At 74.3% G+C, this 24,030-nt stretch carries 19 protein-coding genes; 9 read left to right on the top strand and 10 right to left on the bottom strand.

What is annotated here, in order from left to right; translation table 11 throughout:
* Positions 1-113: 113 nt before the first annotated feature.
* Positions 114-698, bottom strand: a complete 585-nt coding sequence (locus AC3AQ1_RS14390) for a MarR family winged helix-turn-helix transcriptional regulator (protein ID WP_108719551.1) — start codon at positions 696-698, stop codon at positions 114-116.
* A 78-nt stretch (positions 699-776) separates the two neighbouring features.
* Between AC3AQ1_RS14390 and AC3AQ1_RS14385 the strand changes: the two genes are divergently transcribed.
* The 5 genes from AC3AQ1_RS14385 (at position 777) to pepN (ending at position 8,132) form a co-directional block, all read left to right on the top strand.
* Positions 777-1,637: a VOC family protein gene (locus tag AC3AQ1_RS14385; protein ID WP_108719550.1), complete on the top strand. Its 861-nt coding sequence runs from the start codon at positions 777-779 to the stop codon at positions 1,635-1,637.
* A 29-nt stretch (positions 1,638-1,666) separates the two neighbouring features.
* A complete protein-coding gene (locus tag AC3AQ1_RS14380; RefSeq protein ID WP_159096577.1) occupies positions 1,667-2,230 on the top strand; it encodes a hypothetical protein in 564 nt (187 codons plus the stop codon).
* A gap of 28 nt (positions 2,231-2,258) precedes the next feature.
* Positions 2,259-2,903 carry an alpha/beta hydrolase gene (locus AC3AQ1_RS14375; RefSeq protein WP_108719548.1) on the top strand — a complete coding sequence of 215 codons (645 nt, stop codon included), beginning with the start codon at positions 2,259-2,261 and terminating at the stop codon, positions 2,901-2,903.
* A 42-nt stretch (positions 2,904-2,945) separates the two neighbouring features.
* Positions 2,946-5,189 (top strand): DUF7507 domain-containing protein, encoded by a 2,244-nt coding sequence (locus tag AC3AQ1_RS14370; protein ID WP_159096576.1) that lies wholly within the window; start codon positions 2,946-2,948, stop codon positions 5,187-5,189.
* A gap of 285 nt (positions 5,190-5,474) precedes the next feature.
* Entirely contained in the window at positions 5,475-8,132 is a 2,658-nt protein-coding gene (gene pepN / locus AC3AQ1_RS14365; RefSeq protein WP_108719546.1) for an aminopeptidase N, read from the top strand.
* A 267-nt stretch (positions 8,133-8,399) separates the two neighbouring features.
* On the opposite strand, the gene AC3AQ1_RS14360 is transcribed toward pepN, so the two are convergent.
* Positions 8,400-8,861 carry a PTS sugar transporter subunit IIA gene (locus AC3AQ1_RS14360; RefSeq protein ID WP_108719545.1) on the bottom strand — a complete coding sequence of 154 codons (462 nt, stop codon included), beginning with the start codon at positions 8,859-8,861 and terminating at the stop codon, positions 8,400-8,402.
* Positions 8,858-11,065: a 4-alpha-glucanotransferase gene (gene malQ / locus AC3AQ1_RS14355; protein ID WP_108719544.1), complete on the bottom strand. Its 2,208-nt coding sequence runs from the start codon at positions 11,063-11,065 to the stop codon at positions 8,858-8,860. Before malQ ends, AC3AQ1_RS14360 begins: the two co-directional genes overlap by 4 nt.
* A gap of 59 nt (positions 11,066-11,124) precedes the next feature.
* On the opposite strand from malQ, the gene AC3AQ1_RS14350 reads away from it, so the two are divergent.
* Positions 11,125-12,003, top strand: a complete 879-nt coding sequence (locus tag AC3AQ1_RS14350) for a mechanosensitive ion channel family protein (protein ID WP_108719543.1) — start codon at positions 11,125-11,127, stop codon at positions 12,001-12,003.
* 9 nt (positions 12,004-12,012) lie between these two features.
* Here AC3AQ1_RS14350 and AC3AQ1_RS14345 read toward each other — a convergent pair whose 3' ends face one another.
* Entirely contained in the window at positions 12,013-12,243 is a 231-nt protein-coding gene (locus tag AC3AQ1_RS14345; RefSeq protein ID WP_108719542.1) for a PTS sugar transporter subunit IIB, read from the bottom strand.
* Between the two features lie 114 nt (positions 12,244-12,357).
* On the opposite strand from AC3AQ1_RS14345, the gene AC3AQ1_RS14340 reads away from it, so the two are divergent.
* Positions 12,358-12,828, top strand: a complete 471-nt coding sequence (locus AC3AQ1_RS14340; RefSeq protein ID WP_108719541.1) for a globin — start codon at positions 12,358-12,360, stop codon at positions 12,826-12,828.
* Positions 12,825-13,754 (top strand): acyl-CoA thioesterase, encoded by a 930-nt coding sequence (locus AC3AQ1_RS14335; RefSeq protein ID WP_234417539.1) that lies wholly within the window; start codon positions 12,825-12,827, stop codon positions 13,752-13,754. Before AC3AQ1_RS14340 ends, AC3AQ1_RS14335 begins: the two co-directional genes overlap by 4 nt.
* Positions 13,755-13,859: 105 nt before the next feature.
* Here AC3AQ1_RS14335 and AC3AQ1_RS14330 read toward each other — a convergent pair whose 3' ends face one another.
* A complete protein-coding gene (locus AC3AQ1_RS14330) occupies positions 13,860-15,416 on the bottom strand; it encodes an Hsp70 family protein (protein ID WP_108719540.1) in 1,557 nt (518 codons plus the stop codon).
* Positions 15,417-15,530: 114 nt separating this feature from the next.
* Here AC3AQ1_RS14330 and AC3AQ1_RS14325 point away from each other — a divergent pair, with 114 nt between their 5' ends.
* Positions 15,531-16,022, top strand: a complete 492-nt coding sequence (locus AC3AQ1_RS14325) for an acyl-CoA thioesterase (RefSeq protein ID WP_108719539.1) — start codon at positions 15,531-15,533, stop codon at positions 16,020-16,022.
* An 80-nt stretch (positions 16,023-16,102) separates the two neighbouring features.
* On the opposite strand, the gene AC3AQ1_RS14320 is transcribed toward AC3AQ1_RS14325, so the two are convergent.
* The 5 genes from AC3AQ1_RS14320 to AC3AQ1_RS14300 form a co-directional block, all read right to left on the bottom strand.
* Positions 16,103-17,773: a GTPase family protein gene (locus tag AC3AQ1_RS14320; RefSeq protein WP_108719538.1), complete on the bottom strand. Its 1,671-nt coding sequence runs from the start codon at positions 17,771-17,773 to the stop codon at positions 16,103-16,105.
* The gene (locus tag AC3AQ1_RS14315) at positions 17,770-20,034 is read right to left on the bottom strand and encodes a dynamin family protein (protein WP_159096575.1); all 2,265 of its coding nucleotides are present in this window, start codon (positions 20,032-20,034) and stop codon (positions 17,770-17,772) included. Before AC3AQ1_RS14315 ends, AC3AQ1_RS14320 begins: the two co-directional genes overlap by 4 nt.
* A 494-nt stretch (positions 20,035-20,528) precedes the next feature.
* On the bottom strand, positions 20,529-21,755 hold the full coding sequence (locus AC3AQ1_RS14310) for an MFS transporter (protein WP_159096574.1): 1,227 nt from the start codon (positions 21,753-21,755) through the stop codon (positions 20,529-20,531).
* Positions 21,756-21,877: 122 nt separating this feature from the next.
* A complete protein-coding gene (gene ettA / locus AC3AQ1_RS14305) occupies positions 21,878-23,560 on the bottom strand; it encodes an energy-dependent translational throttle protein EttA (RefSeq protein ID WP_108719536.1) in 1,683 nt (560 codons plus the stop codon).
* An 89-nt stretch (positions 23,561-23,649) separates the two neighbouring features.
* Entirely contained in the window at positions 23,650-23,976 is a 327-nt protein-coding gene (locus tag AC3AQ1_RS14300; protein ID WP_234417538.1) for a hypothetical protein, read from the bottom strand.
* Between the last annotated feature and the right edge of the window lie 54 nt (positions 23,977-24,030).

Here is a 24,030-nt window from a genome sequence, read left to right as displayed (position 1 = left end):
ACCTCCTCGGCGCCCACCTTGTCACGGATCGCCGCGACGGCGCACGCCGGGCGCGGGACAAGGCGGTGCTCCCAGCGATGCTCGCGGCGGTGCGAGCGGGCGGGGACGCGCCGTCAGGCTCCCGGGTCGGTCATCCGGCCCTCGGGGTCCAGGCGGGTGAGGATCTGCGCCGCGATCTCGCCGAGCGCGGCCACCTGGGCCGGGCTGAGCGCGTCCAGCACGGCCTCGCGCGCGGTGCGCACGTGGCCGGGAGCGGCACCCACGACGGCGGCCCATCCGTCGTCCGTGAGGATCACGTTCGTGGCACGTCCGTCGGTCGGACACGCGGCACGCTCGACGAGGCCGCGCTCGGCGAGGCGGGTCACCACGTGGGACAGACGCGGCAGCGTCGCGTTCGTCCGCTCCGCGAGGGCCGTCATCCGCAGGGTGCGCTCGGGCGCCTCGGAGAGCATCGCGAGCGTCTGGTACTCGAAGTGGGAGAACCCGGAGTCCTTGCGCAGCTGGGTGTCCAGCACACCGGGGAGGAGCTCGACGACGGCGAGCAGGCGCAGCCAGGCGGCGCGCTCCACGGGCGAGAGCCAGCGCGGCTCCTCGTCGCGGCGCGCCGGGCCGGCCGGGGCGGCTGTGCCGGCCGGGGCTGCTACGGCTGACGGGTCTGCTGCGGGCGGGGCGACGACGGCGTCGGCGAGGTCGGTCATGGTGCCCTCCTTTAGTTGACACAACAACTATAGCGCACTAATTTGGTTGCCAGATCAACTACTTCACCTGGAGACCCGATGCCCGAGATCCTCGCCGACGCGACCCACATGGACACGCTCACCCTGCACGTCGAGGACCTGGCGGGGATGGAGTCCTACTACACCAGCGCCCTCGCGCTCACTCCGATCGAGCAGGGCGGCGGCTCCGTGCTGCTCGGGCGCCGCGGCACGGGAGTGATCCGGCTCGTGCACACCCCGGGCCTGCCGCGGCCGGCGCGCAACCAGGCCGGCCTGTTCCACACCGCGATGCTGCTGCCGGACGAGGCGACGCTCGCGGCGACCGTGCTCGCCGCCGCGAAGGACCCGCGCTCCCGATTCGCGGGCAGCTCGGACCACCACGTGTCCGAGGCGTTCTACTTCACCGACCCCGAGGGCAACGGCATCGAGCTGTACCGGGACCGGCCGCGGTCGGGCTGGACCGACGCCGACGGCACGATCGTCATGACCACCGTGCACCTGGACCCGCAGGCCTACCTCGACGCCCACCTGCGCGAGGACGTGGTGGCGGACCTCGCGGACCGCGGCGGCGCCGTCGGGCACGTGCACCTGCAGGTCGGCGACCTCGCGACGGCGCGCACGTTCTACGCCGACCACCTCGGCTTCACCCCGACCGTGAGCGACTACCCCGGGGCGCTGTTCGTCAGCGCGGGCGGCTACCACCACCACATCGGCATGAACGTGTGGAACTCCGCGGGCGCTCCGGCGCGCGCGGCGACCCTCGGGCTCGGCGAGGTGACGGTCACGGTGCCCTCGCGCGACGACGTCGAGGCGGCCGCGGCCCGGCTGCGCCACCACGGACACGCCGTCGCCGACGACGGTCGGGCGATCACCGTGGCCGACCCGTGGGGGTCGGTGGTCCGGCTCGCTCCCGCCGCCTGAGCAGGCTCGAGCGCTGGCAGGATGACGCGGTGTCCTCCTTGCCACCGCCCCCGGTGCCCTCGTTCGGCTCGAGCCCGACCGGCGACCACCTGACGATCAGCCGCGCGCTCGCGGCCGAGGAGATCACGGCCGGGGCGCGCGCCCTGCGCCGGACCGCCCTGTTCCCCACGCTGTGGATCGGCATGGGCGTCGCCGTCGTGGTCCTCGTGCTGTTCACCGGTGCGATCAGCGACTGGTCGGTGCCCGGGATGGTGGGCGTGGGCGTCGTCGTGCTCGTGGTGCTCGGGATCGGGATCGGGATCGGTCTCCCGCTCGGCAACGCGCTGGCGGCCTCGCGCGCGCGGCACGAGCTCGGGCCGACCGGGACGCTCACGGTGACCTGGGACGCGACCGGGATGCAAGTCGCCGGCGCCAATCTCTCGCGCACCGCGGCCTACGGCGACGTGCGTCGGGTGCGCCGACGCGGCGGCACCGTGGTGCTCCGCCTGCGGATCAGCTCCCTCGTCGCGCCGTACGTCGTGGCGCTCCCGGCGGACTTCGTGCCCCCGGTCGCGCTCGAGCGGATCGCTGCCGCCGGTGCCCGGATCGGGTGAGGTCTGGCGGCGCGGCTAGGTTGATCCGGTGAGGATCGACGACGCGGCCACGCTCCGCGCACCGGGCGAGGACCCCGAGGACACCAGGACCCCGCTGCTGCTCGTGCTGCACGGGTACGGCGCCAACGAGCACGACCTCCTCCCCCTCCTGCCGCACCTCGCCCACCCCGGCGAGACCGCCGTGCTGCGCGCGCCCCTCGCGCTCGGGCCGAACCAGTGGGCGTGGTTCCCGCTCACGTTCGCCGGCCCCCTGCTCGGGGCCGAGCGCGGGGATCTGGAGGAGGCGGCGCAGGCGGTGCTGGCGTGGCTGGACGAGCACGCCGACGGACGCACCGCCGTCGCGCTCGGCTTCTCCCAGGGCGCGGCCGTCGCGCTCCAGGCGCTGCGCGCCGACCCCGACCGGTTCGCCGGCGTCGTGGCGCTGTCGGGGTTCATCGGCGTCGGGCACCCCGACGACGCCGCGGCCGACGAGCGCCTCGCGGGCGAGGGCGTACCGGTGTTCTTCGGACACGGGACGGCCGACCCGGTCATCCCGGCGGCGGCGACGGCGGCGACCTCGGCGTGGCTCGCGACGCACGCCTCGCTCACCGAGCGCATCTACGCGGGGCTCCCGCACGCCGTCGGCGGCGAGGAGATCGCGGACGTGCGCGCCTTCCTGCGCACGCTGCTCTGACTGCGCGCTAGCCTCCACTCGTCATCGACGACGGAGGCTGGGATGCGCGCACGCGGCGGGCGAGTGGTGGTGGCCGCCCTCACGGCCTTCGGGCTGGGGCTGCTGGGAGCGTCCGCGACCGCCGCGGGTGAGGACTCCCCCGGTCCGAGCGGTCCCGACGTCTCCGCGGAGGCGAGCGACGCTCCCTCGGCGGACGCCCCCGCGACGGACCCCGCGAGCGGTGACGCGGACGAGGCGACGGATCCGGGCGAGCCGGAGCTCGCCGTCGTGCCGCTCACGAACGGGCTCCAGGTCGCCGACGCCCCCGGCCCGCTCGTGGCCACCGGGTCGACCGTGACGTGGACCTACCTCGTGGCCAACACGGGGACCGTTGACCTCGTGCTCGACTCCGTGCAGGACGCCTGGACCGCGGGCGACGGCGCCAACGGCATCCGGGACGTGCCGCTGCCCGACCCGCCGGAGGGGTCCGACCTGCTCGTGCTCGAGCCGGGCGACGAGGTCGTCCTCGAGGCCACCGGCACGGCCCTCGCGGGCCAGTTCGAGAACACCGTCACGGCGAGCTCGACGCCGATCGTGCTGCCGGGCCCGCCGTCGGGCGATCCGGTGACGGCGAGCGACACCTCCTGGTACACGGGCGGCGACACCGGTCTCACCGTGACCGCCCTGGTGGACGGCGCCGCGGTGACCGGACCGCCGGGGCCGGGCTTCGCCGTCGGGGACACGGTCCCGCTGCGCGTGGAGGTGACCAACACGGGCTCGGTCGCGCTGACCGACGTGGCGCTCGACGTCGTGGGCACCGTCCGCGGCGAGACGCCCGTCCGCGCGGAGCAGTCCTGGGACTCCCTCGACCCGGGCCAGACCCAGGCGTACGAGACGAGCGTGACGGTCGTGGCGGGTCAGCTCTCGCTCGTCGCGGGCGCCACGGCGTCGAGTGATCTGGGCCCGGTGGCCGGGGCGGACACGTCGGCGCTGTACGGGGGGACGCCGTCGTTCACCGTGGCGGTGGCCGCGAACGGCGTGAGCGCCGGCGCGGCGCCCGGACCCCTGGTGGCGAGCGGGGCGCCTGTCTCGGCGGACGTCACGGTGACGAACACCGGGGACACCTTCCTCGCCACGATCGCGCCGACGATCACGCTCGCCGCGACCGGCGGCGGATCGGAGCCGGTCCAGGCGTCCGGGTCCGACGACCGTCCGCTGGCCCCCGGCGCCACCCGGACGTTCACGGCCGACGTGACGGCGGGCGCCGGGCAGTGGTCGCTGCAGGCCGACGTGACCGCGGTGGCCGTGACCGGCGACGGCACCGGGCTCGAGCAGCAGCCGGGCGCCGTCTCCGCGACGACATGGTTCCAGGCGGGCGATGCGGGACTCACGGTGGTCAAGCAGGTCAACGGGAGCACCACCGACTCCGCGCCGGGCCTCGCGGTGGCCGCGGGCGACGACCTGACGTGGACCTACACCGTCCGCAACACCGGAACGCTGCCGCTGACGGGGCTCACGGTGACCGACCGCGAGACCACGAGCGCGACCGACGGCCCCGTGGTGTTCTCGGGCGAGATCGAGTCGCTGGCGCCTGGCGCCGAGACCGCGCTGACGGCCACCGGACGGGCGCGGGCGGGCGACTACCGCAACACCGTCACGGTGACCGGCCAGTCGAGCGCCGGAGAGATCTCGGCGGCCGACGACGCGTACTACGTCGGCGGAACCGGCGCGCTGACGGTGACGAAGCAGGTCGCCGCCGCGGACGACCTCGGTCAGGCGACCGGCGACTTCGCCGACTCGGCCGAGGTGCCGCAGGGCGAGAACGTGGTGTGGCAGGTGGTGGTGACGAACAACGGCGACGCGGCGCTCACCGATCTCGTCGCGGTCGACGCGGGCATCGGGCGCACGGCACGCGAGGAGTCGCTCGCGCCGGGTGGCTCGATCACGGTGCTGCTGGCCGGGACCGCGGACGCGGACCTCGAGAACGAGGTGCTCGTGTCCGCGGTGACGACGGCGGGCGAGGTGGTCGAGGGGTCGGCGACGGCGACCCTCACGGTCGTCGCGGCGGAGGAGGCGACCGACGAGGGGTCGGCCACCGCGGAGGCTGCTCCGGTGGCCGACGACGGCGGCGGCTCGAGCGCGGCGCTGTGGTGGACGCTCGGCACGCTCGCGGCCGCGGGGCTGGTGGCTGCGCTGATCGTGGGGCTGCGCCGCCGACAGGCTGCGCTCGCGGGCGCTGGGGCTGGCGCCGGCGAGCCGGGCGCCGGCGAGGGCACGGACGGCCCTCCCACCCCGTCCGCGAGGTGAAGTCCGTCCTTTCGCGAGAGGAAGTCCGTCCTTTCGCGAGAGGAAGTCCGTCCTTTCGCGAGAGGAAGTCCATCCTTTCGCGGGGTGATGTCTGCGGTCCGCTCGACAGCTCGATTCTCCCAGCGAGGACCAAGATCCTCTCGCGAAAGGACGAAAAACCTCTCGCGAAAGGACCAAGATCCTCTCGCGGGGGTGGGCGCTGATGATGTCCGTGCCCGGTGCGAGGATGGTTCCCGGCCCAGCGACGCCGTGACCCGGCGCCGCACCCACGTCGAAGGAGAGTCCGTGCCCGGGGAGAACCTCACCCGCTCCGAGGCGGCCACGCGCGCCGCCGTCCTGACCACTGAGAGCTACGCCGTCGCGCTCGACCTCGCGCAGGACGACAAGACCTTCCGGTCCGTCTCCACCGTGACGTTCGGCGCGACGCCCGGCGCGAGCACGTTCATCGACCTCATCGCACCCCAGGTGCACGCGGTCACGCTGAACGGACGCGAGCTCGACGTCGCCGACGTGTTCGCCGACTCGCGGATCCGGCTGGACGACCTGGCCGAGCACAACGTGCTCGTCGTGGACGCGGCGTGCGAGTACATGCACACCGGCGAGGGTCTGCACCGGTTCGTGGACCCCGTCGACGGCGAGGTCTATCTCTACAGCCAGTTCGAGGTCGCCGACACCCGCCGCGTGTTCGCGGTCTTCGAGCAGCCCGACCTCAAGGCCACGTTCCAGTTCACGATCACCGCGCCGGCGCACTGGACCGTCGTGTCCAACTCCCCCACGCCCGAGCCCGTCCCGGCAAGCGCCGACGCGACCGACACGGAAACCGCCGACGCCACCGACGCGCGCGGCGCCGTCGCCACCTGGACGTTCGAGCCCACCGACGTGCTGCCCTGCTACGTCACGGCGGTCATCGCCGGTCCGTACCGCGGCGGTGAGGGCACGATCGCGAGCTCCGACGGCCGCGCCGTCCCCGCGCGCGTCCTGTGCCGCGCCAGCCTGGCGCAGCACCTCGACGTCGAGGAGATCCTCGACATCACCCAGCGCGGCTTCGCCTTCTACGAGGCCGCGTTCGAGCTGCCCTACCCGTTCGCGAAGTACGACCAGGTGTTCGTCCCGGAGTTCAACGCGGGCGCGATGGAGAACGCCGGCGCCGTGACCTTCCTCGAGCGCTACGTGTTCCGCAGCAAGGTACCCGAGGCCACGATCGAGCGGCGCGCCGTGACGATCCTGCACGAGCTCGCGCACATGTGGTTTGGCGACCTCGTCACGATGCGCTGGTGGAACGACCTGTGGCTCAACGAGTCGTTCGCGGAGTACGCCTCCACGCTCGCCGCTGCCGAGGCCACACGCTGGAGCAACGCCTGGACCACGTTCAACTCGCTGGAGAAGTCCTGGGCCTACCGCCAGGACCAGCTCCCCTCGACCCACCCGATCGTCGCCGAGATCCGCGACCTCGAGGACGTCGAGGTCAACTTCGACGGCATCACCTATGCCAAGGGCGCGTCGGTGCTGCGCCAGCTCGTTGCATGGGTGGGCACCGAGCACTTCCTCGCGGGGGTCGCCGCCTACTTCCGCAAGCACGCGCACGGCAACACCGAGCTGGGCGACCTGCTCGCCGAGCTCGAGGCGACGTCGGGGCGCGACCTGTCGGGCTGGTCCGGGGTGTGGCTCGAGCAGGCGGGCGTCACCACGCTCTCCCCCGAGATCGAGACCGACGGCGAGACCATCGCGCGGCTGGCCATCAGGCAGACCGCACCGGAGCAGTGGCCCACGCTGCGCCCGCACCGCGTCGGGGTGGGCTTCTACGACCTCGTCGACGGTGCGCTCGAGCGCACCGAGTACCTCGAGTACGACATCGACGGCGCGCTCACCGAGCTCCCGCTGCCGCGTCCGCTCACCCGCCCGGACCTCCTTCTCGTGAACGACGGCGACCTCGCCTACGCGAAGATCCGGCTCGACGAGCGGTCGCTCGCCACCGCGCTCGGCTCGCTCCGGCTGTTCCCCGACTCCCTGCCGCGTGCGCTCGTGTGGAGCGCGGCCTGGGACATGACGCGCGACGGCGAGTGGCCGGCTCGTGCGTTCGTCGACCTCGTCCTGGCGAACGTCACCGCCGAGACCGACTCCACCGTGGTGATGGTGCTCCTGCGTCAGCTGCACCAGGCGATCAGCCAGCTCGTCGACCCCGCAGCCCGCGATCAGGTCGCGGCCGACGCGGCCGAGCGGCTCTGGATCCTCGTCACCGAGGCCGCGCCCGGCTCGGACATCCAGCTGCAGCTGCTGAAGTCCTACGCGCTGCGGGCCCGTACGTCGGAGCAGCTCGCGCGGCTCGCCGACCTGCGGGACGGCACGACGACGCTGGCCGGCCTCACGCTCGACGTCGACCTGCGGTGGGAGCTGCTGATCGCGCTCGCGGCCGGCGGCGCCGTCGGCGAGTCGGAGCTCGACGCCGAGCTCGCCGCGGACAACACGGCCACCGGCGCCGAGGCGGTCGCCGCCGCGCGCGCCGCGCTCCCGACGGCGGAGGCGAAGGAGCTCGTGTGGCAGCAGGTCGTCGACACCGACGCCCTGCCGAACGCGCAGCAGCTCGCGGCGATCGGAGGCTTCGGTCGCAGCCACGACCCGGCGCTGCTCGTGCCGTTCGTGGAGCGCTACTTCGCCGCACTCGAGACGGTCTGGGCGGACAAGACGGGCGAGATGGCGCAGAACGTCGTCGTCGGGCTCTACCCCGCCGCGCTCGCCGACCTCGACGCCCCGTACGGCGTGGACGTCCTGGCCCTCACCGACGCGTTCCTCGCCTCGCTCGGCGAGCGCACGCCGGCGCTGCGCCGGCTCGTGGTCGAGGCCGCCGACGGCGTGCGCCGCCAGCTCCGCGCCCAGGCGGCGGACCGCGCCGCGGGTGCCGCGGGTGCCGCGGGCGCCGCGGGCGCCGCGGGCGCCGTCGGCTGAGCCCCGGCTGAGCCGACACACCGAAGGGGCCGCCTCCGTCCGACCGGAGGCGGCCCCTTCGTCGTCGGTGCGGTCAGTGCGCCGGCCGCGCCGGGCGGGTGGCGCGCGCTCTCCGCGCGGCGCGCGCCGAGCGGGTGGCGCGCGCTCTCCGCGCGGCGCGCGCCGAGCGGGTGGCGCGCACCGGGAGGGCGGCGCGCACCGGGCGGGCTGCGCACATCGGGCAGGGCGACGCACCGCGAGACGACGAGCGACCCGCCCCTTCGGGCGTCAGCGCTTCGCGCGGAACAGCGGGTCCCCCGCCGCGACGACGTGTCCGAGCGGGACGAGCGGGGTGACGTCGAGCTCGGACAGCTCGAACACCGCGACGGGCGTGACCAGCGGCAGCCCGGCTGCGGCGGCCACGCCGACGTCCCACCGCGTGAGCAGCTGACCGGCCTCGACGGTGGTCCCACCGACCGCGAGCAGCTCCGATCCTCGGCCGTGCAGCGTCACGGTGTCCACGCCGAGGTGCACGAGCACCCCGAACGACCCCGCCTCGACCACGAGGGCGTGCGGCTTCGCCGAGGCGAGCAGCCCCGCGCAGGGTGCGACGACGTCGAGGACCCCGGCCTCGCCGTCGGGCACGATCGCGAGACCGGGCCCGGTGGTGCCCGAGGCGAAGACCTCGTCCGGCACGTCGGCGAGTGCGACCACGCGCCCGGCGACCGGAGCGACGACGTCGAGCGTCACGCGAGCCCCCGCTCCTGCGACCAGCGGTGCAGCGCGGTGTCGACGGCGGCCGTGAGCGACTGGAACCGGACGACGTCGTCGAGCTCGTCCACGAGCACGGCGTGACCGGAGGAGTCGGCGAGCGGGATCTGCCAGTTGGGGTACTCGCGGAACGTGCCCGGCTGGTTCTGTGCGCGACGCTCGCCCACCGCGTCGACGAGCGCGACGCCGATGAGCAACGAGTCGGAGGCGACGAGGTGCACGTGCAACGCCTCGACGATCTCCCGCTCCGAGGGGTACTCCCCGATGAGCCCGCGCTCGCGCAGGATCCCGAGCATCTGGTCGCGCTCTCGCTCCGCCTCGGCGCGCACGTGCTCCACCGGCTCGGTGAGCAGGCCGAGCCGCGCGCGCAGGTCGACGTGCTCGCCCGCGAGGTAGCCGGCGGTCGGCGGCAGGTCGTGCGTGTTGACGGTGGCGAGCAGCAGCCGGCGGTAGTGCTCCGGCGGCGCCGGGTGACCGTCCTCGTACTCGAACCACAGCACCGAGGTACCGAGGATCCCGCGGGAGGACAGGTACTCGCGCACCCACGGCTCCACGTTGCCGAGGTCCTCGCCGATGATGACGGCGCCCGCGCGGTGCGCCTCGAGCGCGAGCACGCCGATCATCGCCTCGTGGTCGTAGCGCACGTACGCGCCGTTGCCCGCGCCCTGGCCGGCCGGGATCCACCACAGCCGGAAGAACCCGATGATGTGGTCGATCCGCAGCGCGCCCGCGTGCCGCAGCAGCGAGCGGATCATGTCGCGCAGGGGTGCGTACGCCTCCCGCGCGAGGGCGTCGGGCCGCCACGGCGGCTGCGACCAGTCCTGCCCTTGCTGGTTGTACATGTCCGGGGGCGCGCCGACGGTGATGCCGGTGGCGTACATCCGGCGCAGCGACCACGCGTCCGAGCCCTCCGGGTGCACCCCGACCGCGAGGTCGTGCATGACCCCGACGCTCATGCCCGCCTCGTGCGCGCTGGCCTGCGCGGCGGCGAGCTGCTCGTCCGCGATCCACTGCAGCCACTCGTAGAACTCGACCCGCTCCGCGAGCTCGGTGCGCAGCCGGGCGACGAGCGGCGAGGTGACGTCGTGCGCCTCCTCCGGCTCGACCGTGCCCTCGAAGTGCTCCTGCAGCGCGCACCACAGCGCGAAGTCGGCGAGGGGCCGGCCCTCCCGAGCCACGTACGCCTCGAACGCGCGTTGGCGCCCGGCCGAGCGCGGCGCCGCGAACACGACCTCGAGCGCGGCCTTCTTGGCGCTCCAGGCGGCGTCGCGGTCGATGCGCGCGGCATCGGTGTTGGACGCGCGGACGGAGTCGTGCGCCCACTCCACCAGCGCGCGCTGGCTGCTGGGCAGGTACGCGGCCTCCCGGATGTCCTCGGGACGCAGGTAGAGCGGGTTCACGAACCGCCGCGACGTGGGCAGGTACGGGGAGGGCTCGATCGGGCCGGCCACCTCGGCGGCGTGGATCGGGTTGACCAGGACGAAGTCACCGCCCCGCTCGCCCACGAGGCGCGCGATGTCGGCGAGGTCGGCGAAGTCGCCGATCCCCCAGGAGGCGCGGGAGCGCACCGAGTACAGCTGGGCCATGAGCCCCCAGCCCCGGCCGCCGAGGCCGGGGCGCAGGGTGGGCTCGGGCAGGCGCTGGGGCGTGATCGCCACGACGCAGGTCGCCTCGCGCACCGCCTCACCGCCCGCGTCGCCGCCCGTCTCTCCGCCCCTGAGGCGGTGCTCGACGGCGTGCACCGCGTGCCAGCCGAGCGGCAGGTCCGCGGGGAGCGGGGCACGCAGCCCCCACACGGTCCCGGTGTCGAGGTCACGTCGCTCCGGCTCCTGGTCGGGCAGCTCGAGCGTGCGCTCGGTGCCGTCCTCCAGCCGCAGCGTGAGGGTGACGTCGTGCCCGTCGCGCACCCGCACGTCGACGGCGTGCTCGGCGCCCTCGCGCAGCACGAGCGAGGGGGGCACGAGCTCACGCCACGGCTGCGCGTCGCGCTCGGCCAGGGCGGTGTGCACCTGCTCCTCGGTGAAGGTCGCCACTCCCATGGCCTCGAGCACGGCTCGCAGGGTGGCCGCGGGCACGTGCACGCGATCGCCGAAGAACGACCAGTACTCGGTGGAGATGCCGTACCGCTCTGCGAGGTCGCGCAGCTGCTCCGACGGAGCTGCCCGATCGGCGTCGTTTGTCATCCATCTGCCCTTTCTCTCGCGCTGATCCTGCCAGATCGAGCGCCACCTACCCTGTAGTTGTGGCAGAGGATCAGATCAACGACGCGTGGGCCTGGCTCACGGGCGCCCCCCTGAGGGCGCTCATCATCGCCCTGTTCGGCCTGCTGACGGTCATCGTGCTGCGCTGGATGCTCACGCGCGTGATGAACCGGCTGCAGCGGGCACCGTTGCCCACCGTGGACACGACCGGCCGGGTCACCCTGACGCTGGGGGACGTGCCCGCCGATCACGCGCGGATCCGCCGGCTGCGCACGCTGCACCAGCTGCTCGCCTCGACGATCGGGGTGGTCGTCGGGGTCGTCACGCTCATCATGATCCTCGGCACCTTCGGCGTGAACATCGCGCCGCTCATCGCGTCCGCCGGGGTGGTCGGCATCGCGGTCGCGTTCGGCGCTCAGTCTCTCGTCTCCGACGTCGTCACAGGCCTGTTCATGCTGGTGGAGAACCAGTACAACGTCGGTGACCGCGTCGAGCTCGGCGCGCTCGGAAACATCCTCGCCGCGGGCACGATCGAGGAGGTCGGCCTGCGCGTCACGACGCTGCGCGACGACGACGGCCGGCTCTGGTACGTCCGCAACGGCCAGATCCTGCGGGTGGCGAACGAGTCGCAGGGCTGGTCGCTCGCCGTCGTGGAGGTCGCCCTCGCCCCCGACACGGACCTCAGCACGGTGCGCGAGGACGTGCAGGCCTTCGTCGGGCAGCAACTGACCGACCCGGCACTCGCCGCCGTGGCCCTGACGGACCGCGACCCGGTGGTGCGGGTGTCGGACATCTCCGGCGGCGCGGCGGTGCTCCAGGTGCGGGTGCACGCGCAGCCCGGGCAGAACCAGCAGCTCGCCTCGATCCTGCGGCGGCGGCTCTACGCGGAGTTCACCCGCACCGGGATCAAGCTGGCGTGAGGGGCGTGGCTAGCGCAGCGCGTCGATCCGCGCCGCGAGCTCGTCGGCCTCGGGCCCGACGACGACCTGGACCACTCGGCCGGACCGGACCACGCCGAACGCACCGTGGGACTTCAGGGCGGCGTCGTCGACGAGCGCCGGGTCGGCGACCTCGACCCGCAGCCGCGTGATGCAGGGCTCGATCTCGAGCACGTTCGCGGCTCCGCCCAGGTCGGTGAGGAACTCGTTCTCCTTGGCCATGGCGGACCTCCGGGTGCGTGACGTGAACGGGACGGGGACAAGGCCTGTGACGCGCGATGTACCTCCGGTCACTCTAGTCCGCGACCCGGCCGGACGGCCGACTACCCTGCTGAGGTGACCTCCCCGCCGCAGCGATCCGCCGCGTTCCCCCGGCCCGCCGCGACGTTCTTCGAGGAGGTCGGCGGACACGAGACGTTCGTCCGCCTCGTCGACCGGTTCTACGAGGGTGTGCGCACCGACGACGTGCTCGCCCCGATGTACCCGCAGCAGGACTGGGACGGTGCCCGCTGGCGGCTCACCGCGTTCCTCGAGCAGTACTGGGGCGGCCCGACCATCTACTCCGAGCAGCGCGGCCACCCGCGCCTGCGGATGCGGCACGCCCCGTTCGCGGTCACGCCGACCGCACGCGACCGCTGGCTCGCGCACATGCGCGCCGCGCTGCTTTCGCTCGACCTCGCCCCGCTCGCCGAGGCCACGTTGTGGGACTACCTCGAGCGCGCCGCGCACGCGATGCTCAACGCGCCCGACGACAGGCACGACCACTCGCCCGTCGACCCGACCACGCCGCGGAGGAGCCTGCTGTGACCGACGAGTCCGTGCCCACCGGCGCCGAGGCCTTCGCGCTGATCGGCCGCGTGCTCGACGTCGAGCGCACCGGCGAGACCACCTTCGCCGCGCAGTCCCACCCCCACGTGAACCGCCGCATCTACGGCGGCCAGGTCCTCGCGCAGTCGCTGATCGCCGCAGGCCGCACGGTCGCGTCGGACAGGTACGTGCACTCGCTGCACGGCTACTTCCTGCGCCCGGGCGACCCGGACGTCCCGCTCGAGCTCGCCGTCGAGGTCCTGCACGACGGTCGCTCGTTCTCCGCGCGCCGCACGCACGCGGTGCAGGACGGCGTGCCGATCCTCTCCCTCATCGCCTCCTTCCAGGAGGACCAGGAGGGCTTCGAGCACGCGATCGAGGTCCCGCCGGACGTTCCCGCGCCCGAGGAGCTGCCGAGCAGCGACGACGTGTTCCGCTCCGACCCCGCGATCATCCGTCGCTACCTCGCCCCGAAGACGGCGTTCGACATCCGCTCGGTCGAGCCGCAGATCTACCTCGGGCCTGACCCGTCCGGCTCGCCCGTGCAGGCGACCTGGGTACGCGCGCACGGCGAGCTGCCCGCGTGGGCGGAGCGCAGCGCGCGCGCCGCGCTGCTCGCCTACGCGTGCGACCAGGTCGTGCTCGAGCCAGTGCTGCGCGCGCACGGGATGTCGTGGAGCACGCCCGGTCTGTCGGTCGCGAGCCTGGACCACGCGATGTGGTGGCGGCGCGACGTGGACGTCACCCAGTGGCTGCTCTTCGTGCAGGCCTCCCCCACCGCCTCGGGCGGGCGCGGCCTGGGCACCATTCGGGTGTACGACGGCGAGAGTCGCCTCGTCGCGACCATCGCCCAGGAGGGCATGGTGCGACTGCGCGACGCCGCTGCGCGCGCGGCTCGGTCGCCGCAGGGTCCGACCGAGCCCTGAGGCCGGCTGCTCCGGCGCCGGACCGGTTCGGTGCCGAGAGCGGGAACTCCCTCAGCGCGCCGAACGCTGAGTCACGGTCACGGATCGGTTGCGCCGCAACCCGCGTCAGCGCGCCGAGAGCCCGTACGTCCGCGCGTACCCCGTCGTGAGGTCCGTGATCGTCACCTCGACGATCCCGCGCGCGTCGATCGTGTAGCGCTCCTCCACCTGCGGACCACCCTCGCGCCGCTCGACGGCCACGTCGGCGAGGTCGCCGTGGTGGCGCAGCGACGAGTCGTACGGGAACAGCACCTCCGCGAACGGGACGAGCTCACCGCGGGGCTCGCCCTCGCCGTCGACCTCGGTGTACTCCACGTACCGGAACCAGCCGACGTTGTGCGCGGCCACGTACCGCCGGGTTGCCGTGGCGACTCCGTCCACGGGCACCTCGTGATCGGGCGAGAAGATCTGGTCGAACGCGAGCCCGCGGCCGGCGTCGCGCTCGCGGAACACCCCGAACCCGCGGGAGAGTCGGTCGGTGAGCGTGAACCCCGAGGCCGGGTCGGCTGCGATCGCGAGCCCGATCGCGGTGGCCGCACCGGGGTACGGCGAACGGTGAACGCGGCGGCCGAACCGCTCGCGCAGCACACGCGGCACGAGCGGCAGCCCGGATCCACCTCCGACGAGGTAGATGCCGGCCACGTTCGCGAGGCTCTGGCCGATCGAGCCGACGTCGAGCCGGCCGACGAGCGGCTCCATCGCCGCCACGGACTGCTCCACGAGCGGGGACGCGGCCTCGTAGAAGTCCTCCACGCCCACGACGACGCTCTGGCCGCCGACCTCGAGTGCGATCCGCCGGGTCTGCGGCGTGAGGCGCTCCTTGGCCTCGCGGCAGTCCTCCACGAGCGCGCGCCAGTCCGCGCGGCGCAGCCCCTCGGCCGCAGTGCCGGCGGTGCGCACCGCGACGTCGGCGAGCACCTCGTCGAAGTCGTCGCCGCCAAGGCGGTTCACGCCGGTGGAGCCGAGCACCTCGTGCCGGGTGCCGTCGGCCCGCACGAGGGACGCGTCGAACGTGCCGCCGCCGAGGTCGTAGACGATCACCTGGGTGCGCCGCGAGGACAGCGACCGCGGCTGGCGGTGGGTGAACTCGAAGCCCGCCGCGGACGGCTCGTTGACCATCCCGAGCACGTCGAACCCGGCCCGGCGGAACGCCTCGAGCGTCGCGAACCGCTGCGCGCTGTGGGCGTGCGCCGGGACGGAGACGACCACCTCCAGGGGCGGGACGGCGGGTGAGGCGGGCTCGCCGTCGGGCGCGTCCTCGCCGTCGAGGCCGTCGCCCTCCTCGACGAGGGCCCGCGCGATCTCCTCGCGCAGCGCGGCGAGGAAGCCGGTGAGGAGGTCGAGGAGGAGCACCGAGCGACCACCGAAGTCGACCTGCGTCGCGGGCGTCGTCTCCGGGTCGCCGAGCACGCGCTTGAACGAGCGCAGGACCGGGGCGCCGGCGTGACCCGCGGCCTCGGCGGCGTAGCCGTAGACGAGCTCGTCGCCCTCCAGCGCGACGACGGAGGGGACGAACTCGTGCGGGTCGCCGTGCGCGTCGGGGAACGACAGGACCGGGTAGTTGCCTCGGTCCACCCGAGCCACCACGGTGCGGGTCGTGCCGAGGTCGATTCCGAGACGCATGGCCCGACCCTACTGCGGGCGCGGACGCCCCCGGCGGGACACTCGTCTGCGGCGGCGGGGACCGGCGTGGTAGAACCGGGGGGCGGCGTGGGCCGCCCGATCCGAGGAGGAACCGTGCGGCTGCGCGTTCAGATCCCGGTCCGCTGGGCGGACCTCGACGCCTACGGTCACGTCAACAACGCCGCGGCGTTCACGCTTCTGGAGGAGGCGCGGATCCAGGCGTTCTGGGCCGACGCGCACACCCGCTCGCCGTGGTCCACCGCGGTGCTCACGATGGGCCCGGGCGCCGCGACGCAGACCCTCGTGGCTCGTCAGGAGATCGAGTACCTGCGGCCCGTGCCCTACCTGCGCGGCGGTCTCACCGTGCAGCTGTGGATCGGTCGGCTCGGCGGGTCCTCGCTCGAACTGTGCTACTCGGTGCACGACGGCGACCCCGAGCTCGAGCGCACCGGCCCGCCCCTGGAGACGCCCGCCTACACGATCGCGGCGACCACGCTCGTCATGGTGACGACGGCGACCGGCGCCCCGACCCGCCTCACCCGCGCCCAGCGCGCGGCGTGGGAGCCGATCGTCGACGAGCCGCTCGTCTTCCGGCACCGGCGCTGACGCGCGGCGCTCGTTCGGCCACCGAGCGGACGACGGCGAGCACGGCTCCGGCGCGCAGCGTTCCCGACGGCGTGCCGCACCTACGCGGCGGCGACCACTGCGGCGGCGCGCAGGTTCTCCGCGGCGGTGAGCTCGCCGTCGACCTCCGCGAGCAGCCGCCGCTGCGCGACGTCCTCGACCGCTCGACGCAGACGTGCCCCCACGGCACGCGCCCGACGCGCGGCACCCACCCGCGCCCCGATCCGCGCGATCGCCGCGACGGCGATGCCCAGCAGCGCCCCGCCCAGGGAGAGCAGCGTGGGCCACGGCACGACGAGCTCACCCACCGTGAGCACCGGGTCGGGGAGCTGCGGCAGGCGCAGGTAGTCCACGAGCGCCAGGCCCGCGAGCCAGAGCAGGCCGACCACGAGCACCGCGAGCAGCAGCCACTGCAGACTGCCCACCGCGCGCCACCAGCGCGCGGGCCGCAGGCGGACGCCGCGGGCGACGGCGACGTCGAGCGCGTCGGTGATGAGCGCGGCGCGGCCCACGACGGCCGCGTTCAGCCGCTCGCCCCACGCCGCCGGCAGCGCCGCGGCGGCCGCCTGCACGTACGCGCGCGCCGCCGTCGCGACCTGGGCGCGCACCGCGGGCGAGGCCGGCGGGACCGAGGTCCGCACGAGCGCGTCCTCGTCGGCGGGCAGACCGGCGGAGGAGGCTGCGCCGTCGTCGGTCCCGCCCGGACGACCGACGCGGCCCGACCCGCGCAGCCCGAGCGTGCGCAGCGGGTCCGCGCGCAGGCGCTGCACCCACCGCGTGGGCGGCCACCCGGTGTGCGCGACGGCGTCGCGGACGCTCGAGACCCGCACCGCCTCGACGACGAGCGGCACCCCGGCCGCCTGCTCGAGCGTGTCGACGAGCCGGCCGCGGGCCGCGCGGGCGGCTCGTGCGGAGTCCGTGGCCGGCGGGACGGCGGCGGCGAGCTCGTTCGCCACGCCACGGATGTCGGCGACGAGCCGGCCGGTCGCGACCTGGCGGCGCTCGACGGCTTTCACCACGAGCCGCCGCAGCGCGGGCAGGCCGGCACCGGTCCGCGCGGACACGCCGAGCACCGTCGCCGAGAGCCCGTCGGCGCGCACGAGTCGCTCGAGGTCGTCGAGGCACGCGGCGGCCTCGGGCGCGGAGAGCCGGTCGATCTGGTTGAGCACGACGACGACGTCACCGCCGTGCCCCGCGAGGGGTGCGAGGTAACGCTCGTGCAGCACCGCGTCGGCGTACTTCTGCGGGTTCGTCACCCACACCAGCAGGTCGGCGCGCTGGGTGACGTGGTCGGCGCGCTCGCGGTGCGCCCGGACCACGGAGTCGTGGTCGGGCAGGTCGAGCAGGACGAGCCCGTCGGGGTGGTCCTCGTCGATCGGACGCTCGTGCCGGGCGGGCACCTCGAGCCATGCGAGCAGCTCGTCCGAGCCCGCGCGCAGCTCGGCCCGCTCGGCGACCACCGCGAGGGCGTGCGCCGTGGTCGGGCGCTGCTCGCTCGTGCGCGCCACCTCGGAGCCGACGAGGGCGTTGAAGACGGAGGACTTCCCGGCGCCCGTCGCGCCCGCCAGCGCGACGACGGTGTGCTCGGACGAGAGCTCCGCGCGCTCGCTCGCCCGCGCCAGCACGCCGCGAGCACGCTCGAGGAGCGGCTCGGGCAGGCGGCCCTCCGCCGCCTCGATCGCGGACGCGAGCGCCCGGGTGCGGCTGGCCAGGTCCAGGGACGCGGCCCTCACCGGCGCTGCCCCGGATCGCCCCAGCCGCTCTCGTTGCGGGTGTCGCCCGAGCCGCCGGGGTCACCGGAGCCGCCGAACAGCCGGCGCCAGAACCCGGGCCGCCGGGGCGCCTCCCCCGCCGCCGCACCACCTGCCGCCGGTCCGCCCAGGCCGGGCTCGCCGTCGGGCGCGTGGCTCGGGTGTGCACCGCCGTAGGGCGACAGCGCTGCGTCGGCGACGCCGCGCAGGTGCGCGCCGCGGAGCGCGGGACCGGGGGCGGTGAGCGCCTCGGGCCGCGCGTGGTCCACCCGCACCGCGCGCTCGGCGGCGGCCGCGGACGCGACCTCCTGCGCTGCGCGGCGCAGCGCGGGGCCGTCGGCGTCGGAGACGCCGAGCGCGGTCACGGCGGTGAGGGCGATCGCGGCGTCGGCGGTGAGGAGGGACCCGAGTCGCTCCTCCAGCCGGGCCTGCGCCTGCTCGGTGAGCCGGCGCACGGCGTCGTCGCCGAACGCGGCCTCGAGCACCTTCTGCGCGAGCACGGCCGTGCCACCGGCGATCCCGAGCTCGACACCGGTCACGCCACCGGTGCCGGCGAACACCACGAGCATGAGCGAGACGCCGAGCCCGTTGACGCCGAAGCTCAGCGCGCGGGCGAGGCCGCGACGGTCCTCCCCCTGGTCGCGCACGACGGCGAGGACGTCCTCCTGCCAGCCGCGGATCTGCTGGGCGATCGCCGCGCGCAGGTCCGCGGTGCTCGCACCGGTGACGCCCGCCGTCGCGCTCGCGTCCACGAGAATCGTGGCTCCGGCCGGGTCGGCGCGCCACGCGGACCGGACGCGCTCGCGCGCCCCCTCCAGCGCGTCCATCGTCACGGCCTCGAGGCCGTGCGCGATCGCCGTCTCCACCGGCTGCGCGCTCGGCCGGCCGCCGCGGAAGAACGCCGCGACGCTGTCGCGCACCTTGCCGACGCCGCGCTCGACCGAGCGCATCACGTCGCTCGCGCCGACGAAGTCCTGCCAGCGCGTGAGCACCTCGCCGCGCAGCATCGCGCCGTCCGACGTCGCACGCCGCACCTGGGTGCGCGCGTCGGCGTAGGCCGTGGTGACGACGGCGGTGAGCCGGGCCGCCGACTCGGCCTGCGCGTCGGCCGCGTCTGCGATCTGCTCGACGGCGTGGACCAGGTCCATGACGACGCCGTCGCGGGTCGCGAGGGCGACGACGTCCCGTGCGTGCGAGGAGCCGCCGAGGTCGGTGAGCCAGCCCGCGACGTCCGCGACGGCGCGCTCCGGCAGCATGCCGCTCGCGTCCAGCTCCGCCTCGGGCACGACGAACAGCGGCGCGTCCCCGAGCCCCTGCTCGCGGGCCAGGCGGGCAAGGTCGGCGACCACGAGGTCGGAGCCGGGGTCCACCCGGTCGAGGACGAGCGCGACCTGGGCGCGTCGGGCGGCCGCACCGCGCAGCAGCTCCCACGGCACGGCGTCGGCGTAGCGCGCGGCGGTCGTGGTGAACAGCCACAGGTCGGCGGCGGCGAGCAGCTGGGTGGCGAGCTCGCGGTTGGCCTGCTCGATCGAGTCGATGTCGGGGGCGTCGAGCAGCGCGAGGCCGGGCGGCATGCCGGCGTAGGGGGCCAGGCGCAGCGCGCGGGCGCCGCCCGGCGTCGAGCGGTCGGTGGGTGCCGGCGCTGTGGCTGCGGTGCCTGCGGTGCCTGCGGTGCCGCCGGGCGTCGTCGGCGGGCCCGTCGTCGTCGCGACCCGCGCCAAGGTCGGCAGGATCCGCTCTGGCGCGAACCACGGGCCGTCGCTCGGGTGGTGCACCAGGACAGGCGAGCGGGTGGTGGGGCGCAGCACCCCGGGCGTGGTGAGCGGGGCCCCGAGCAGGGAGTTCACGAGGGTCGACTTGCCCGCGCCCGTGGAGCCGCCGACCACGACGAGCAGCGGTGCGCCGTCGGTGCGCAGGCGGGGCAGGAGGTAGTCATCGATCTGGTCGAGGAGCTCGCGGCGGCGCGCGCGCTGCTCGGGGACGCCGACGCCGTCGAGCGGGAGGGTCGTCGCGGTGAGCCGGCCCCGCACGACGTCGACGGCTCCGACCAGGCGCGCGCGGGCGTTGGCCTCGTCCGCCGCGAGGTCCGCGGCCGGCGCGGGCGGCGCGGCGGGCTCCGGGGTCTGCGTAGCCATCGACTGCGAGGGGGCTGACGCGGGGGCCGGCGACGGCAACGGCGACGGCAGAGCCGTCCAGTCCGCCGTCGGCTCCGGCGGTGGCTGCGTCGCCCGCTCGTCGCTCATCGCCCCATCCTGCCCGACGGCGCGGGGAGAGCCCGAGAGCCACGAGCGGCCGGGCCGAACGCGGGGCGCGTCGTTCCCGACGGATTGACTGGTCCACCCGACGGATTGACTGGTCAGATGCCTTCTCGGCGTGATCGACGGAGAGTCCTCGCAGGTCACAGCGAAACGGCACGGGCGCGAGAAGATCTGACCAGTCAATGTGCACGCGCGACCAGTCAATGCGTCCACGCCGTCAACCGAACCTGTGTGCCCGGCCCGCTCGCACCGCCCGCTCGCACCGCCCGCTCGCACCGCCCGCTCGCACCGCCCGCTCGCACCGCCCGCTCGCACCGCCCGCTCGCACCGCCCGCTCCCACCGCCCGCTCGCACCGGCCCGCTCGCACCGGCCCGCTCCCACCCTGCACGCGCCTACGCCGTTCCGGCCGGCGCGCACCCCCGGCCAGCACTCGCTCGACCGGGACGAGCGTCCGCGCTCGTCCGAGAGCCGGAGGAGGCTAGAGCGCGGGTCCCGGCACCGGAGCCGCAGGTGGCAGCGCGTGACGCACCCCCGTCAGACGCAACGCCAGGGCGCTGACCACGAGCCCGCCCGCACACAGGGCGAGCACCAGGACGACGACGGGCGCGAAGTCGCTGCTCCGCGTGCCCACGATCACCGAGGCGAACAGGGGCGGGCCGACCGTCGAGCCGAGGTTGCCCAGCTGCGTGAGCACGCCGTTGGCGTGCGCCGTGACGCGCGGATCGCGCGAGAGGGTGGGGATGAGGCCGAACGTCGCGCCCTGGATCAGGCCGGAGAAGACCATGAGCGCGAGCGCTGCCACGACGACCGTCCCCTCTCCCACGAGCACCGACCACGTCACCACGATCAGCGCCGCCACGCCGAGGTAGCCCGCGAGCAGGACGACGGGTGGCGTCGTCGCGTACTGACCCACGAAGCCGGCGACGACGGTGCCGAGGATGCTCACCAGGGGCATCCACACGAGCAGCGCTCCACGTGCGTCAGACGTCGCGAAGAGCGGGACGAACGTGATGAGCGAGACGTACATCGTGGTGTGGAAGACGAACACCAGGCCCGGCAGGAAGGTCCGCGGTGACCGGTACGCGGCGAGGTGCGCCTGCAGGAAGCCCACGGCCTCGCCGTCGCGCTGCGGGCCGTCGCCCGGCACGCGAGGCAGGGCGAACGCCACGACCAGCAGCAGCACCGCGAGCAGCGCGGCGTGCCCGAGGAACACGGCGCCCACACCGCTCGCCTCCTCCAGCGCCGGTGCGAGCCAGCCGGCGATCGCGAACGCGAGCCCGAAGAACGTGCCCCAGATGCTCATCGCGAGCGCGACGTGCCGCGGCGCGCTGAGCAGGATGATGAGCACCGGGCACGCCACGACGAGACCCAGGTGCGCCACGCCCTCGAGGACGCGAGTGCCGATGAAGATCGGCAGCGGCGGCAGGACCGCCTGCACGAGCCCGAGCACGGTCCCGATCCCGAGGCACCACAGCAGCACGCGCCGGAACCCGAGCCGGGCGACGTAGACGCCGGCCGTGAGGCCGAGCACGAGCCCGACGAAGGCGGGCGCCGACAGCAGCAGCGCAGTGGCCGTGTCGCTCGCGTCGTACACGGCGGCCACGGGGACGAAGATCGCCGCGACCTTGGCGAACTGCATCGCAGCCGCGATCCCGACGACCACGAGCAGGCCGACGGGGATCCAGCGGGTCCGCTCCAGCGACACGGCGACACCTCCGAGATCGGCGGTGCGCACGGCACCGTGACGACTGACGGGTCCAGCATCGCCGATCAGCCGGTAGGTGCGCAGCGGTACGCGCCCGGGCCCGGGCGCGTGCCGCCGCCGCGTCAGTCGCGCGTGAGCTTGCGGTAGGTGACCCGGTGCGGACGGGCCGCCTCCGGGCCGAGCCGCTCGACCTTGTTCTCCTCGTACGCCGCGAAGTTGCCCTCGAACCAGTACCAGCTCGACGGGTTCTCCTCGGTGCCCTCGTAGGCCAGGATGTGCGTCGCGACGCGGTCGAGGAACCATCGGTCGTGCGAGACGACCACGGCGCAGCCCGGGAACTCCAGCAGCGCGTTCTCCAGCGAGCCGAGCGTCTCGACGTCGAGGTCGTTGGTCGGCTCGTCCAGGAGCAGGAGGTTGCCGCCCTGCTTGAGGGTGAGCGCCAGGTTCAGCCGGTTGCGCTCCCCACCGGAGAGCACCCCCGCGGGCTTCTGCTGGTCGGGCCCCTTGAACCCGAACTGCGACACGTACGCGCGCGAGGGGATCTCGACGTTGCCGACCTGGATGTAGTCCAGGCCGTCGGAGACGACCTCCCACAGCGTCTTCTTCGGGTCCAGGCCGGTGCGGGACTGGTCGACGTAGGAGATCTTGACCGTCTCGCCGATCTTGAGGTCGCCGCCGTCGAGCGGCTCGAGCCCGACGATCGTCTTGAAGAGCGTCGTCTTGCCGACGCCGTTCGGCCCGATCACACCGACGATGCCGTTGCGCGGCAGGTCGAAGGAGAGTCCGTCGATGAGGACCCGCTCGCCGAATCCCTTGCGCAGGTTCTTCGCCTCGATGACCACCGAGCCCAGCCGCGGGCCCGGCGGGATCTGGATCTCCTCGAAGTCCAGCTTGCGGGTGCGCTCGGCCTCCGCCGCCATCTCCTCGTAGCGGGCCAGACGCGACTTCGACTTGGCCTGGCGACCCTTGGCGTTCTGCCGCACCCACTCGAGCTCGGACGCGAGCCGCTTGGCGAGCTTGGCGTCCTTCTTGCCCTGGATCTGCAGGCGCTCGGCCTTCTTCTCCAGGTACGTGGAGTAGTTGCCCTCGTACGGGTAGAGCCGGCCGCGGTCGACCTCGGCGATCCACTGCGCGACGTTGTCGAGGAAGTACCGGTCGTGCGTGACGGCGATGACGGCGCCGGGGTAGCGCGCGAGGTGCTGCTCCAGCCACTGCACGCTCTCGGCGTCGAGGTGGTTGGTGGGCTCGTCGAGCAGCAGCAGGTCCGGCGCCTCGAGCAGCAGCTTGCACAGCGCCACCCGGCGACGCTCACCACCGGAGAGCACCGCGACGTCCGCGTCCGGCGGCGGGCAACGCAGCGCGTCCATCGCCTGCTCGAGGCGGGCGTCGACGTCCCAGCCGTCTTGAGCGTCGATCTGCTCCTGCAGCGTGCCCATCTCGGCCATGAGCGCGTCGTAGTCGGCGTCGGGGTTCGCGAACTCCTCGCCGATCTCGTCGAACCGCTGCTTCTTGGCGAGCAGGTCGGCGACGGCGTCCTGCACGTTCCCGAGCACCGTCTTGGAGTCGTCCAGCGGCGGCTCCTGGAGCAGGATCCCCACGGTGTAGCCCGGCGAGAGCCGCGCCTCACCGTTGGAGGGGGTCTCGAGTCCCGCCATGATCTTCAGGATCGTCGACTTGCCGGCCCCGTTCGGACCCACCATGCCGATCTTGGCTCCGGGCAGGAACGCCATCGTCACGTCGTCGAGGATGACCTTGTCCCCGTGCGCCTTGCGGGCGCGGACCATCGAGTAGATGTACTCGGCCACAGCTCTCCTAGGGAGTTGATTGGGGGGTTTCCGGCCCCCAGCCTACGCGGACGCGCGCCGCGCCCGAGCGGGGGCTGGCGGCCTCGCCCTCATCCGCGGGCGCGCAGGGACGCGACGTGCTCCGCCGCGTGCCGGTGGCCGGCCATCTCGTAGCCCACCACCACGACTGCGGGCGCGACCGCGAGGATCGCCACGCTCGCGCCGAAGGAGAGTCCGCCACGGGAGAGCGCGACGGCGAGCACCAGCACCGCGACGACGCCCGCCAGGAGCGCGACGTGCAGCGCGTCGACGCGCCGGACGAGCAGCGCGTAGATCGCGAACAGTGCGACGAGAAACACCCCGACCGGGATCGCGACGGCCTGCACCGCCACGGGGAACCCGACGTGGGCCTCACCCTCGACGACGTACGCCGCCACGTGCGTCCCGCGCCGACGGCGGCGATCGCCGCGAACAAGGGGATGTGGCCGTAG

The organism is Miniimonas sp. S16 (genome assembly GCF_057748195.1).
The sequence above is the reverse complement of the archived record's forward strand: the minus strand, read 5'-3'. Positions and strand labels throughout refer to the sequence as shown.

Coding starts and splice junctions, on each gene's coding strand:
- AC3AQ1_RS14315 (WP_159096575.1), bottom strand. CDS start 20,034: ATGAGCGACGAGCGGGCGACGCAGCCACCGCCGGAGCCGACGGCGGAC.
- malQ (WP_108719544.1), bottom strand. CDS start 11,065: ATGACAAACGACGCCGATCGGGCAGCTCCGTCGGAGCAGCTGCGCGAC.
- AC3AQ1_RS14370 (WP_159096576.1), top strand. CDS start 2,946: ATGCGCGCACGCGGCGGGCGAGTGGTGGTGGCCGCCCTCACGGCCTTC.
- AC3AQ1_RS14330 (WP_108719540.1), bottom strand. CDS start 15,416: ATGCGTCTCGGAATCGACCTCGGCACGACCCGCACCGTGGTGGCTCGG.
- AC3AQ1_RS14345 (WP_108719542.1), bottom strand. CDS start 12,243: ATGGCCAAGGAGAACGAGTTCCTCACCGACCTGGGCGGAGCCGCGAAC.
- AC3AQ1_RS14385 (WP_108719550.1), top strand. CDS start 777: ATGCCCGAGATCCTCGCCGACGCGACCCACATGGACACGCTCACCCTG.
- AC3AQ1_RS14390 (WP_108719551.1), bottom strand. CDS start 698: ATGACCGACCTCGCCGACGCCGTCGTCGCCCCGCCCGCAGCAGACCCG.